Below are 14008 nucleotides of genomic sequence, written 5' to 3'. Positions count from 1 at the left end.
TAACCGTCCTTATACCCTAAGATTTGCAGAAAGGATGCTGGCGCTCCTGCTTAGGCGCCATAGCAAGCCAGGGTGCGACCTAGTCACACATCTTTTCTGGATCAATTATACCCTGATCATAGTGTATCACTATTATTTATTATATTAAAATATTTATTTACTATTATATGATAGTTTTAGGCTATAATCCATGCTATTTCTACATGATCTGTCAACATTCCCGAGGCTTACATCAGTAGTATGATTATAATGGTTAAAAAGAGGATAAAATAGTATTGTAATTTTGAGTTGGGCAAGTTGCTTTGGAAATAATAAAGTGGTCTCAAGAGAAACCTCTCCGAGACCACTTTTAATTTTACGAGGGAGCGAATCACCGGCAGCCTTTGCAATCCTTGCAGCCTAGTTCACGATGTCCATTCGCTTCGATTTTCAAACTCTACGGAAACATTGGGTTCCGGCTCCTGCGTGAGAAAAACGAATCTCAAATATTCTCGCTGTATAACGCTCAGGTAGCTTAACACTCAGGCTGCCAGTAACAGGATACCACGTGCATTCTATACTTCCACCTGACGGGTAGGCTAACCGTACATCCGCCTCACTCCCTGCGAGGGCTTCAATCGGGAGTGTAATTGTATCCTCCTCGCTGTCTAAACGCCAGACCGCGAGGAGTACGACCTCTTTGTTGCAGAGCCCGTAGCTCATCCAAGAGTGAGCGAACCTTGGCAATCCCAATGGCCATATCGGGAGAGATTGCGGGATGTAATGCCGGATCGTCTTGTAATAGGCGATCGCTTCTTTGACCAGAGCAAGCCGAGGAGCGCTGATTTCTGCAAGATGACCGCTTTGGTTGACACGCAGCAGCAGACTGTTCACCATGTTGAACACGACTTCCTCGACATCGCCCTCGCGCAGCGGATACGACCATACCGCGCATTGCTCCGGTGTCACCAGGGATGCGGAGGCAGCCGCAATGATACCATTCTTGCGGTAGTCGGTCTGATCGCTGCTCGACTGAATGCTGTACCGGCTGAGCACCGCATAATCCAGGCGCATGCCGCCGCTGCCGCAGTTCTCGATCACGAGCTCCGGATAACGCTCGAAGATGCGGTCGAGCCAGGCGAGATAGGCCCGATTATGTTCCAGCAGCCCGTCTCCAAAACTGTCTGCGCCTGTTTCTGTACCAACACCTGCGTTAATGTTGTAATCCATTTTGATATAGCCGACACCGTAAGTTTGAACGAGGCGATCCATGATAGTGTCTGCATAGGCCGCTACCTGCGGATTGCGGAAATCAAGCTGATAACGCGAGTGATCGATCACTCTTCTGCCATGACGCATAAAAAACCATTCGTCAGGCAGCTTATCGGCAAGCTTGCAATGAATCCCCATCACTTCCAACTCAAGCCATAAACCTGGAATTTGATTCCCGCCGGAAATATGGACCTCGCTTAACCGGAACATCCTTTTTATCTTCTCATCCCAGCCCGCCAACTCCGCTGAATGAGGGCTAACGCCAAAATGAAGCAGCCTGACATCTTGCTCATCCGATACTTCAATCGTCAAGTACAGTCCGTTTTCCTCAATTTCAATCCATTGCGCCATCGATTTCCCTTATCCTTTCACCGCGCCGGCCGTCATACCGTCAATCAGGAATCGCTGCATAAATACAAACAGGATAACGACGGGAATCACGGACAATACGGACGCTGCCATAATACTGCCCCAATCTGTCATGTAAAGCCCTTTGAAGAGCGTAATCCCGGGCGTCAGCGTCCGATGCGCTTCATCGTTAATGAACACAAAACCGAACATGAATTCATTCCAAGCATTGACGAAAGCGAACAGAGCCGTTGCGATCAAACTGGGTATTGATACTGGCAATATAATACGGAAAATGATACCCACGCGAGAGCAGCCGTCGATCTCCGCCGATTCCTCCATTTCGTAAGGAATGGAATCGAAGTAGCCTTTTAGCATAAAAGTACAAAGAGGTACCATAAATGTCGTATACGCCAAGATCATGGAGTAGTACGTATCCAGCAGATGGTAGTTTTTCATAAGCAAATACAAGGGAATGAGCAGCAGTACGCCCGGAACCATTTGGGATAACAGCATCGTTACGCTGACGGCCTTAACACCGCGGTACGAGCTGAATCTGCTAAGCGCGTAGCCGGCAAAAATGGAAATAAAGAGGGATAAAATTGTCGTCGTTATCGCAACGTACATGCTGTTCCCGAAAAAAGTGACGAATTGGGACTCCAGCAAAACACGGGAGAAATTGCCGAACGTCACATCGTTGATGTAAAAAGTCGGATGACTCGTCCGCACTTCATTCATCGGCTTCAAGGCCGTATCCGTCATCCAAAGAAACGGAAACAGGCAATATGCGGCGAGCACGACCAACACGGCATAGGTCAACGCTTGAAGCCAAAACTTTTGTTTTTTGCTCATCAGCATGGCAAGCTCTCCTCCTATCAGACGTCTCTGTTTTTCTTGGCGGAACGAAGGTAAAACAACAGGAATGCGACCATCATGAAGCCGAGCATCATAGAGGCAAGCGCCGACGCCGAGCCTACGTCATATTCCTTCATCGCATAACGGTAAATCATAACCGGCAGCGTTTCCGTCGAATTGAACGGGCCCCCTTCGGTCATGACCCAAATGAAATCAAAGTTGATTGCCGTCCAGATGATATGCACGAACACGAGTACCATGGAGACGGATCTGAGCTGAGGCAGTACAATTTTGAAAAAACGTATGGTAACACCCGCTCCATCGATCGCGGCAGCCTCGATCATATCTTTGGAAACGGATTGCAGCCCAGCCAAAAGGCTAATTGTATAAAACGGAAAACTTCTCCAAATATTAACGAAGGTCACGGTCAGAAGCGCAGTTTGGACTTCGCCGAGCCAATAGTAAGGCTTGTCGATCAGCCCCAGCTTTACCAGCCAAAGATTGATAATACCGAAATCGGGGGCCAGCATCCATTGCCAGGTCAACCCTGCTACGACGATTGGCACCACCCACGGAATGATGATGATTCCCCGGAAAATAGCTCTGCCTTTCAGCGGCTGATTCAGCGCTACTGCAGAAATAATACCTAGCAAATACTCTCCCAGTACCGACAGAACCGTCCATACCACGGTATGCTGAAGCGAGCTCCAAAAGTTCTCATGCCGGATAACGGCTTTGTAATTTTCCCACCCGGCAAATGCAGCGGCTGCTTTGTTGACTATATTTTTGAATTGAAAGCTGTCCCAAATGACTGTGATCAATGGGTACGCAATGAGCAGTAAAAAGAAAAAAAGTGCAGGCAGGACGAACAAGTTGGCTAACAGCCGTGTTCTGCGTTCACGCCCGAAATAGGGTTTTGTCTCCATCGCTTATCACCATTTTTGGGAAAAGTAAAGCAGGCATAGTCAGGGTATGCCTGCTCGGTATGTTCTTCTCTAATCTCTGCTTCTTCGGAATGTTGTTACTTCGAGCTTAGTTCGCCGGATTTTTTCAAATCATTATTGATCGCATCGGACAACCATTTGGCCACGTCTTCAGGAGCTTCTTTCTTGATCAGCGCACGAGCGATGGAATCTTCCATATCTTTGGTAATGCCGCCAAGCGATACGCTTGGGAACACAACACCCGTAGGAGCAAGATCGGTAAAGCCTTTGCCCCATGGGCTGTCGCTGACAACGTCAGAACGGGGCGAGTTGGTTGGTCGAATGCTGGACTGCCATTCCTTGCCAAGAATATAAGTGGCAAATTCAAATGCTTCTTTCGGATGCTTGGAGCTTTTATATAAATATAGCGGACTGACTTCCAGGAATGTAGCCGCTTTCTTATTAAATGGCGGAGCAGCAACTTTCACGTCTTTCATTTCCTCCGGATTTTCCTTGGAGCGTCCTTCAATCCAAGGCCCGTTAACGACCATCGCATATTGACCTTGAGCGAAGTTCGTATCTTCTTCCTGCCAGCCCCAAGTTTTTGCTTCCGGCTTGATTGCGCCCTTGGCTAGCAAGTCTCCATAGAACCGGTACACTTCTGCGGCACGTTTTAGTTCGTCGGCGTTGTCTTTCCAAGTGTTCTTGAACTTGCCGTCATCCATTTTCTTCGCGATGACCACATCATTCTGTGCAAACAGGGAAAGCAGCTCTTGCGGGGAGCGGACTCCCGCAGCGGCGATACCGAATGCTTCCTTGCCGTTTGCTTGTTTCACTTTATCTGCCATTGCCAGCAATTCGTCCCAAGTTTTAGGCGGTGCACTAAAGCCCGCTTTTTTCAGCATGTTCTCGTGATAGAGCAGCGCCCGGATACCGAGATATTGCGGAAGCGCAAGCACTTTACCGTCAGTCGTTAATGAAGCCATCACGTTCGGATATACTTTGTCTTTATCGCTCCAAGCGTTGAAGGATGCAGTCAGATCCTGGAGGGCATCCATCTTTGTAAACTCGCCGAACCATTCGCTGAGTCCCCAGCTCAGATCGGGCGCGTTGCCTGCATTAATTGCAGCAATCAGTTTGTCATGCAGCACATCGAACGTAATTAACTGCACTTTGATTTTAATGTTCGGATGGGTCTCTTCAAATTTCTTGATTTGCGCCTTCGTCTTCGTCTCTTCATCCGAATTCGGCGACCATGCCGCCCAGTAATCGAGTGTGACCGGTTCTTGCTTGGCTACTGCCGCCTCTTGCTTCTTTGGAGCTTCCGTACTGCTTCCCCCATTTGCCGCCGTATTATCTGACTTGGCGCAGCCTGCTAACACCGAGAGAGCTACGATACCTGACAAAACTGCCGGAATCATCTTTTTGTTTGCCATACGTCCAGGTCCCTTCCTTTATCATGTTTGTTGGTTGCTTACATCCTCATTGTACAAAGGGACGACAACTCGCAACATGCGGTAAAACTCATAACAAAGTGTAAAATATTCAGGTTTGTCTCAAGTTGGAGCTTGATGCTGCGCGGTACTGTTTTGGCAGCAGACCGGTCGATTTCCGGAACACTTTGCTGAAATAACGCTGATCCTGATAGCCGACCCTTTCGGCAATTTCATAGGCTGTCAGCCCGCTGCCCGCCAGCAGCTGCTTAGCATGCTCCATCCGTACCTTCGTCAAGTACTCGGAGAAGTTTTCTCCGGTTACGCTTTTGAACAAAGAGCAGAAGTAATTTTTATTTAAATAAAACCGTTGCGATATACTTTCCAGATTAACGGTTTGATAGTTCTCCGCCACATACTGCTTGATGCTGTAAATGAGCTGCTTGCCGCTTCGCGTTTTGTGACTATTGGTCACGTTTTTGAGCAGCTGGTCCATCATCTTGCGAAGCAGCCTATGCACATGTTTTACTTTCAATTCATTAACGCCCGCCCTCGTTTCCTGCAGCCAAAGAGGGATTTGCTCGGAACGATGCGAAGACTGCTCGATTTTATCAATCAAATGCGTCACGGCATGTTTAAAATCCTGAAAGCTCATATTTGCCATCGACTGCTGATGAAGCGCCTCTTCGAGCTTGCCAAGCAAGGCCGTCTCATTGTCGAGCGTTCCAGTCTCCAGCAGACACTCAAGCAGTCCTTGCAGCTCGATCCACTCCTTTTGCTTAGCGGCGACATGCTCTTGGTGCGGTTCCTCTCCGTACCGGACGATTGTCTCCTTTGCGCCGAACCGGATCCTTTCCAGCGCTTGTACGCCTTCGTAATAGGCCGCAGCCAGAGCATCAATTCGCTGCTTCACCGAGCTGATCCCGATGAGCACCTTGACGCGCAGACAGGTGGTTAATGATAAGTGGATGCTTCTGGCCCACTTCATTACATCGTAGATCGCCCCTTTCACTTCACAGACGGCTACGAACTCATTGGATTTGTTCAGGTTGCGGAACACGGTTCCGCCCTGTCCCAGCAGACTCTCCTCCAAGATGTTACGCACGGCAAAGTTAAAAATCGAGCGGTCCCCTCTGTACCGGTCTTGGATGTGCTCATCGAGGTCGATCAAATGTATAACGATCGTGTGGTACTTAGACTGGGGCAATTCCAGAAACAATTGCTCAGCCCTGACGAATATATCGATTTCCTCTTTAATGCGTCCCGCCGCGATTTGGCTCATGAGCTCGTCCTGCATAAGCACAATGCCTTGATTTAAAACTGCCTTCTCGCTAATTTGCTCAATTTTGCGGTTGGAGTCGACGGCGAGCTGTTCCACCGCTTTGGTCAACGTTCGAACAAGCTCGACTTCTTGCAGAGGCTTCAACAAGTAATCAAACGCATGGAGTAAAAAAGCCGGACGGGAATATTGGAAGTCCCCGTAACCGCTGAGGACAATGACTTTGCCATTGAACTCGCTGCTCTTCATCCACTCCATAAAACTGAGTCCGTCGAGTAAAGGCATCTTAATGTCGGTTATAACAATATCCGGCCTGAACTGTTCCACCATGCGGCATGCTTCCTCGCCATGGTAGGCATCCCCAACGATTTCCCAGCCCAATTCCAATGTCGGAATGCAAGCTTTCAACTGCTCGTGGATCGCTTCCTCGTCATCTACGATTAATATTTTCATCTGATATCTCCCCCCTCGCATTAGCTGCTTCGCTATTAACAGGAAGTTCGATCACAACCATCGTTCCCTTCTGCGCCCTGCTTAACAATCGCATGCCATACTCTTTGCCGCACAGCAGCCTGATTCGGGATTGCACGTTGTGCAAACCAATCGATTGGTTCGCCTCCTGTTTCCGCTTGGCTGTCCATTCATGCCCCTCTAACTTGGCTTCCAGGCGATTTCTGACCGCATCCGTCATACCCGCTCCGTTATCCACGACATAAATGCGCAGCTTCTGCCCATTGTGTTCTTGTCTTACAAAAACTTTTAGCAGTTTCTTAGATTTACGGGATGGAATTAATCCGTGATCAATCGCATTTTCGATAATAGGCTGGAGAAACAGCTTTGGAACCTGCATCCGCTGCAGCGTCTCATCCACCCGAATGTGAATGCGCAAAAGTTCCGGGTAACGCTTGTTGATAATATATAAATAGTTGCGAATATGCCGGATTTCATCCTTCAACAGTACCCATTCTTCCTCAATATTCATATTGTAGCGGTACATATTGCTCAGGCACTGGCAGATGATCTTGACATCCGGCGCATTCTGAATCATGGCGATGTTGGACATCGTTTGCAACGTATTATGCAGAAAATGCGGCGATATTTGCGCCTGCAGCGCCTTAATCTGCACCTCTTTGTTCACCAACTGAAGCTTTAAATCATGATCGATCAAATGTTCGATTTGTTCGGCCATCCGGTTGAATTGGTTTCCGAGAAAACCGATTTCATCTTGGGACTTGACCTCCGTCCGCGCCGTGAAATCCCCGAGCTGAATACGGGCCATATTACGGTGAAGCAAAATAATCGGCTTTGTAATGCCGAAGCTGAGCGTAAGCGAAAAACCGATCATAAGTACAACAGCCAGCACGATCACGGCAATCGCCATATTTCGAAATAAAAGCAAGCTCGGGTTCACCATATATACATAAAACAGTTTCCATCCGTTTTTATCCAGGTTTGTGGTAACCAGCATACTGTGCGGCGCAACATTTTTCATGTCCATTTCACCGGAAATCTGCTGGAGATCGGTATGATATACAATGCGGTCCGAGGCGTTGGCAAGTACGACCTGCCCTTTGTAGTACGTGTTGTACTTTTCAATCAATTGCTGTAATGATGTGCCCGGCACATCAATGACGAGGAGTCCGACCTGCTCTCCGCGGTAATGTAACGGAAGAATATATTGATATATCGGTTGGTCATAAAAGCTTTGCCGACGATACTCCAGCAGCGGCCCCTGCCCTCCGTTTTGCTCCACTGTATCCAAAAGGCCGTGCAGATAGTTTGGGTCCAACCCCGAATAAGTAACGGGGACGTAAGAAAAGAAGCTTCCGGCCGGTTCTCCCTTGGAATTGATCAAATAAATGCCCAGAATATCTTTAAGTTTGGAATTGTAATACATCCCCCAAAATAAATCCCTCATATCCCGTAATGCGTCATAGTTGCGGCTATTATCAGGCTGGTAATCGGCATTGCGGCGCAAACTTTCGAGCAGATCGAAATTGTAATAAACACGGTAAGCCGTATCGTACAAGTCCTGATTGTAATCCTCGATCCGGCTTTTCATTTCCTGGGCAATACGAGACTGCGCCTGTTCGGCATCGCCCAGTATCGTCTGTGACACCTGATACAGAATGATTCCCGCCAGAATCGTGATCGGGATTCCCGTTGTGAGCAGCATAGCTACCAATATTTTCATTCGAATCCGTTTGAATTTCATCGGGTCACAACCTTCTGCGCGATTCTTTGGAGACTTATTTCTCTTTATCAAACTCAAAATCCTCTGCCTAGCGTCTGCAGTTCATGCCGGGTCATCACATTTCGGAAAAGTTGTATGTATACATTTTCAGTATAAAATACACCACCTACGCAGCCTATGCGATAAAATTCAGAGACTTGTGGAAAATATTCAGCAACCTTATAATTCAAAACAAAGGATATCAAAGCCTATGGGAGGTCGGTGATTTCATCAACATTGGTTTAATGAAATAATGTAACCGCTTACTTTAAACGTTTCATATTGAGGCGTATTTCAGAAAGGGGGACACTTATGAAAAAACCTCTATCGAGGCCATTCAATGATGAGCGACCGCGTTTAACAAGGAGAGACTTTGGTCTCCGACCAAAGATCCCTATATTAGATTTTATCGCCAATAAGAAAGCCGTTTTCGGGAAACGAAAACTTTTACTTTCTTATGTGAAAAAAAATAGGTTCAACCTGTTGGCCAAATTGTTGATTTCCTATATTTTGGTACTGCTATTTCCAATGATGGTTATTCTATTTTACTATTACCCGTATTCGACGGAAGTTGTGAAGCAAAAGGAAATGGACTGGAACGCTCATGTCACCGAACAGGTTATGAACTCGATGGATATTTTCACCCGTTACGTGTACAATCTTCCGTCTGAGCTGGTGAACAACCGGGAGCTCAAGTTGTACTTGGCTGGGGACGACGATTATCAAAGAATCGTCATTGCGAATGAAATGCGGAAATACAATGCGACGGATGCATTCATCGACAATACCTTTTTATATGTCAAAAATATCGGCTTTTTGTTTGCCAAAACAGGAATCGCATACACGATTCACGATTTTGAAAGTCCGGGCGTCGGATATTATTACGAGAACTGGCCGCATAAAGCGATGTTCGAGGAATTGAACAGCCTGACTTCACCCGCTGTCCGGCCTGCGGAAAGCGTCATCGTACCCGGAAATAACCGGATGCGGATGCTGACGTTTCTATCACCGCTGCCGTTAGGCGGCCTCAACTCGCCTGCGACGGTACTTATCATGGTGAGAGAGGAAACCATTATCCGCCTGATGAAGTCGGTTTCCGAAGCCTATAACGGGGACTTCTTTATTTTTAATCAAAAGGGAAACCGGTTGGCCGCTTCAAACGAGACCTCTTACTCCAATTCGAGCGAATTCAAAGAGCTGGTTTCCGGCTTTGGCGAGGGCCGTTCAGGATCGGGTATTTATCGGATCAACGGCAAATCTTTTATCGTTTCACACGGAATATCGGATAAAAACGGCTGGAAATATGTCAATTTGATGCCAGTCTCTGAAACGCTGCAAGATATCCGAATTATCCAACGCAATACCGTCGTTCTTTTTATTCTGATTTTATTACTCGAAGTAATCGTCATCTATGTATCCATCCGTAAAAATTATCATCCGATCAAAGGTTTGGTCCATCTCGCAAAAAACCTGTTTACGCCAAGGGAACCGAGAACAATGAACGAAATCGATACGATACGGTACGCGCTGGATCAACTTTCCTCCGACAACAGCAGGCTGGACGAAAGGGTGAAAAGCACGCTGCCGGTCATGCGCGATAATCTGTTGTTCGAGCTAATATGCGACCGTTACCCGTCATGGGACGCGTTTCAAAAGGAGGCAGATCCGTACGGAGTCTGCTTCAACTATTCTCATATTTCGGTTGCTGTCCTTTCTTGCGAAACAAGAGAAGGCGGCATCCAAGCGGCAGCGGAATATTGCCGGATGGTGGAAAACAGACTGCCTGAAGGGCTTCAAGGGTACTTCTTCAACAGCATTTATAATCAAGAGATCGTCTTTGTTTGTTCCCACGACTCTTACTTTCAATTGAAGGCGTATCTCTGCGGTCTTCAGCAGGAGCTGCTCGAACGAACCAGAATACATACGCTGATCGGAATTGGAACACCGGGACAATCCCCGGAAGGGGCTCACCTGTCTTATTTGCAGGCTATTCGCGCGGCTGAACATCTACGGGTCCGGAATCAATACTCGGTTCTAGTTTTCGACGAAATCGAAGTTCAGCAAACCAGCGCAGTTTCCTATTTTGCGGAACAACTGCAATCGCTTGAGCTGTTCATATTAAAAAACGACGTCTCCGCAATCGAATTGGTCATGGAGCGCATCATCGCTTATATCGGGCACGACGGTACGCCGCCGCATATGGTCAGAGTCGTTTATTTGAACACGGTCATTGTCATATTCAACGGATTGCAGCGTTTCCGGCAGGGCGGCCAAAGCTTGCTGCAATTGACCAGTGTCTCTTCCCTCCACCGATACACAATCGAGCAGATGATCGATATTATGCGAGAAAGCTGCAGCAAGCTTTGCGATCTCATCCGCGACTCGCAACCGCCTTCCCGGACGGCATCACAGAATGATATCCTTGCGTTCATTGAAGGAAAAGGCATGCATCCTGAATTCTCGCTGCAGCTCATTGCCGACCATTTCAGCATGTCGATTTCGGGCTTCAGCTATCACTTCAAGAAAACGATGGGACAAAATTTCAAGGAATATATCGATCAGCATCGTATTCAAAAATCGATCGTTTTGCTGCGAAACACAAATGAAACGCTCGAATTGATCGCGCAGCAAGTCGGCTATTCGAATCCGTCGAGCTTTATTCGATCCTTCAAAAAAATGGTCGGTATTACTCCGGGCCAATACCGCGATTCCAACAAATGAAATGCAAGGAAGCTACCCGTCGCCAGCCAGCGTGGTAGCCGTCTTTTTTAGTAAAGACGCATTTTTTGAAGATATACATTTTTTGAAATCCCACCTGTAAGACTCGTCTGCAATTGCTTTCAAATGCCGATGTTAAGCGTTTTCAAAAAATGGGCATTCATCAAAAACTGCTCGTTTACGCCCCCCCGAACGAAGATTAAAGTTAAGGTGCAATCGGCAAGGTTTTGCAAATTACCAATATTGGATGGGGTGATGATGGCAATGCGTAAAAAGTTGGCAGTTGTAATATCATTGTTTATGGTTTCTGCCATTGTAATGGCAGGCTGCAGCGAATCCGGCACCAAAGCCGGAGGCGAAAGCGGAGGAACTAGCAACTCCGGAACGGGAAATGCAAGTAATAGCGGTGCTAAAGTACAATTAACAGCCATAATGGTCAAACACCCGCTTACCAAACCGCTTGCTGAAATGGAATGGTTGAAAAAGGCGGAAGAAGAAGCAGGCGTTCAAATCAAATGGCAAGAGATTACCGCAGATTGGGGACAGAAAAAGGGTACCATGCTTGCCAGCGGTGATGTTCCGGATTTATTTGTTGGTCCTAATGTCATTTCTGATGCCGATTTTGCGCAATTCCAAGGCCTGTTCCAAGATTTAACCGATTTGGTCAACAAAAACGCTCCGAATGTTCAATTGATGTTTAATTCCAAACCCGAAACAAAAATGATTGCCACGCAACCTGACGGGAAAATTTACGGCTTGCCCAAATACCAACGCTTTTGGCCCGCTTCTGCTACAAGACAATTTATCAATCAAAAATGGCTCGACAATCTGGGGCTAAAAATGCCGACAACGTGGGATGAATTATATCATGTACTGGTAGCGTTTAAGGAAAAAGACGCTAACGGCAACGGCGACCCGAATGATGAGATCCCTATGGACTGGCCGGGAGGTATCGGCGGATATTTCAATCCTGCTGTTCTCTTGGGAAGTGAAGGCATTACATTATCCGACGGAAGCGGCCAAGGCTATTATGTGGAAAACGGGAAAGTGAAAAACTTCCTGATCGACGAACGTTTTAAAAATTTAGTTGTATTTTTGAACAAATGCTACGCAGCCGGGTTGATTAACCCCGAAGTATTTACTCACGATTACACGAAATACCAGTCGATTGCCCGTGGCACCGGAGATACGGCGAAAGTCGGCTTTACATGGGGCTGGGTCGCATCAGACAGGTTCGGAGACCAGGTAGCGCCGCAATATGCGTCGATGTCCCCATTAAAGAGGTCAGCAGATTCTAACGCTAAATTATCCTGGAGCTATGATTACAACTCCTTGAACTTCGGAAGCAACATGGTAGTCATGTCGGCGAAAACGAAGAATAAAGATGCGGCTATGAAATTCATCAATAAATTGTATGATCCTAAAGTCAGCATGCAAGTCTTGTTCGGTTCATTAGGTCCGAATATCAAGGATAATGGAGATGACAGTTACAGCGTACTGCCGCCATCGGATTCGAAAATGGATCCGGGAACTTGGAAATGGACGTCTACGATGGCGGATAACGGACCTATGTATATTGCAGATGCTTTAAAATTGAATCTCGGCAAGGATATGAGCGAGGTTCTCACGCAATCCGAACCGCTAAAGGGCGCTCTGAGTGTAAGTACGAAGACCGACGTCTTCCCTAACTTGTTAATCAAATATTCGACTGCGGACAATAGCACGTTAAGCTTGAACAACACAAATCTCATGAATTTGGCGAATCCCAAATTTGCGCAATGGGTTACGAAAGGCGGCATTGAAGCTGGGTGGGATGCGTATGTGAAAGAATGTCAAAAAGCCGGACTGCAGCAAAATATTGAGATTATGCAAAAATACTACGATAACTTCATGAGTAAGAACAAATAAAATCGCATGATGATAGATGCTATGCGATCTATGCGGACGGCATAGCATCTATCCAAAAGGGAGAATGCCTGAATGAGCTCTCAAATAAGCGAAATCAGCAAAAATACGGTCGGTATCCGCTTAGCGAGAAAACCGACTGTTGTCAGCACCTTCAAACGCGACCATCAATTGTGGATCATGATTTTGCCGGCAATCGCCGTCATATTAATTTTTAATTATGTTCCGATGTACGGTATTCAACTTGCTTTCCGGGATTATGATTTTGCAAAGGGTATCACGGGAGGAGCTTGGCGCGGGCTCTTCTATTTCAAACAATTTATGAACAGCTATTTGTTTATCGATTTAATGAAAAATACATTTACCATCAGTTTGGCGTCGATTGTACTCGGGTTCCCCGCTCCTATTATTCTGGCATTGATACTGAATCAGATCAGAAGAAAAAAAGCAAAGCAAATCTTACAAACGACGGTGTATTTACCCCATTTTATTTCGACGATCGTTCTGGTTGGGATGCTGAACGTTTTGTTGTCGCCGGAGACAGGCATTGTTGGATATTTGATGAAGTCCGTTGGTATGGGCGATATAAATTTGCTGGCCTCCACACAAACCTTCATACCTGTCTATGTGCTTTCTGATATTTGGCAGCACTGCGGATGGAACAGCATCATTTATCTAGCTGCGCTTTCCACGGTCGATCCGCAATTGTATGATTCCGCAAAAATGGATGGAGCCAGCAGATGGCAAACGATACGTTACGTGGATATACCTGCTATTGTTCCTACGATGATTATTTTGTTTATTCTCAGCATGGGGAATGTGCTAGGCACCGGCTTTGAAAAAATCTTTTTAATGCAAAATTCGTTAAATCTCCCTGTCTCCGAAGTTATTGCCACTTATGTATATAAGATCGGTATTGTATCTAATCAATTCAGTTACTCGTCGGCAATTGGTTTGTTCAATACGGTCGTTAATTTTATTTTCTTGATTGCCGTGAACGCCATCTCGAAGAGATATTCAAATATGAGTCTATGGTAATGGGATGTCGAAGGAGGGAGTGGAC

General features: G+C 46.6%; 9 protein-coding genes. 3 read left to right on the top strand and 6 right to left on the bottom strand.

Going from position 1 to position 14008, the window contains the following annotated elements; translation table 11 throughout:
* Nucleotides 1–429: 429 nt before the first annotated feature.
* From ICC18_RS00560 to ICC18_RS00535, 6 genes are all read right to left on the bottom strand, one after another.
* The gene (locus ICC18_RS00560; RefSeq protein WP_188172440.1) at nucleotides 430–1602 is read right to left on the bottom strand and encodes a glycoside hydrolase family 36 protein; all 1173 of its coding nucleotides are present in this window, start codon (nucleotides 1600–1602) and stop codon (nucleotides 430–432) included.
* Nucleotides 1603–1611: 9 nt separating this feature from the next.
* Nucleotides 1612–2457: a carbohydrate ABC transporter permease gene (locus tag ICC18_RS00555; RefSeq protein WP_188172439.1), complete on the bottom strand. Its 846-nt coding sequence runs from the start codon at nucleotides 2455–2457 to the stop codon at nucleotides 1612–1614.
* A 17-nt stretch (nucleotides 2458–2474) separates the two neighbouring features.
* Nucleotides 2475–3380: a carbohydrate ABC transporter permease gene (locus ICC18_RS00550; RefSeq protein WP_188172438.1), complete on the bottom strand. Its 906-nt coding sequence runs from the start codon at nucleotides 3378–3380 to the stop codon at nucleotides 2475–2477.
* Nucleotides 3381–3475: 95 nt separating this feature from the next.
* On the bottom strand, nucleotides 3476–4813 hold the full coding sequence (locus tag ICC18_RS00545) for an ABC transporter substrate-binding protein (protein ID WP_188172437.1): 1338 nt from the start codon (nucleotides 4811–4813) through the stop codon (nucleotides 3476–3478).
* 109 nt (nucleotides 4814–4922) lie between these two features.
* Nucleotides 4923–6542: a response regulator transcription factor gene (locus ICC18_RS00540; RefSeq protein ID WP_188172436.1), complete on the bottom strand. Its 1620-nt coding sequence runs from the start codon at nucleotides 6540–6542 to the stop codon at nucleotides 4923–4925.
* A complete protein-coding gene (locus tag ICC18_RS00535; protein ID WP_188172435.1) occupies nucleotides 6520–8304 on the bottom strand; it encodes a cache domain-containing sensor histidine kinase in 1785 nt (594 codons plus the stop codon). Before ICC18_RS00535 ends, ICC18_RS00540 begins: the two co-directional genes overlap by 23 nt.
* A gap of 330 nt (nucleotides 8305–8634) precedes the next feature.
* Here ICC18_RS00535 and ICC18_RS00530 point away from each other — a divergent pair, with 330 nt between their 5' ends.
* The 3 genes from ICC18_RS00530 to ICC18_RS00520 all read left to right on the top strand — a co-directional run bounded on the left by ICC18_RS00530 (nucleotide 8635) and on the right by ICC18_RS00520 (nucleotide 13983).
* Nucleotides 8635–11043, top strand: a complete 2409-nt coding sequence (locus ICC18_RS00530; protein ID WP_223192229.1) for a helix-turn-helix domain-containing protein — start codon at nucleotides 8635–8637, stop codon at nucleotides 11041–11043.
* A 261-nt stretch (nucleotides 11044–11304) separates the two neighbouring features.
* Nucleotides 11305–12948: an ABC transporter substrate-binding protein gene (locus tag ICC18_RS00525; RefSeq protein ID WP_188172434.1), complete on the top strand. Its 1644-nt coding sequence runs from the start codon at nucleotides 11305–11307 to the stop codon at nucleotides 12946–12948.
* Nucleotides 12949–13125: 177 nt separating this feature from the next.
* The gene (locus ICC18_RS00520) at nucleotides 13126–13983 is read left to right on the top strand and encodes an ABC transporter permease (protein ID WP_223192287.1); all 858 of its coding nucleotides are present in this window, start codon (nucleotides 13126–13128) and stop codon (nucleotides 13981–13983) included.
* The last annotated feature ends 25 nt before the right edge of the window (nucleotides 13984–14008 follow it).

Source organism: Paenibacillus sedimenti, from assembly GCF_014534655.1.
Lineage (GTDB): Bacteria > Bacillota > Bacilli > Paenibacillales > NBRC-103111 > Paenibacillus_E > Paenibacillus_E sedimenti.
The sequence above is the reverse complement of the archived record's forward strand: the minus strand, read 5'-3'. Positions and strand labels throughout refer to the sequence as shown.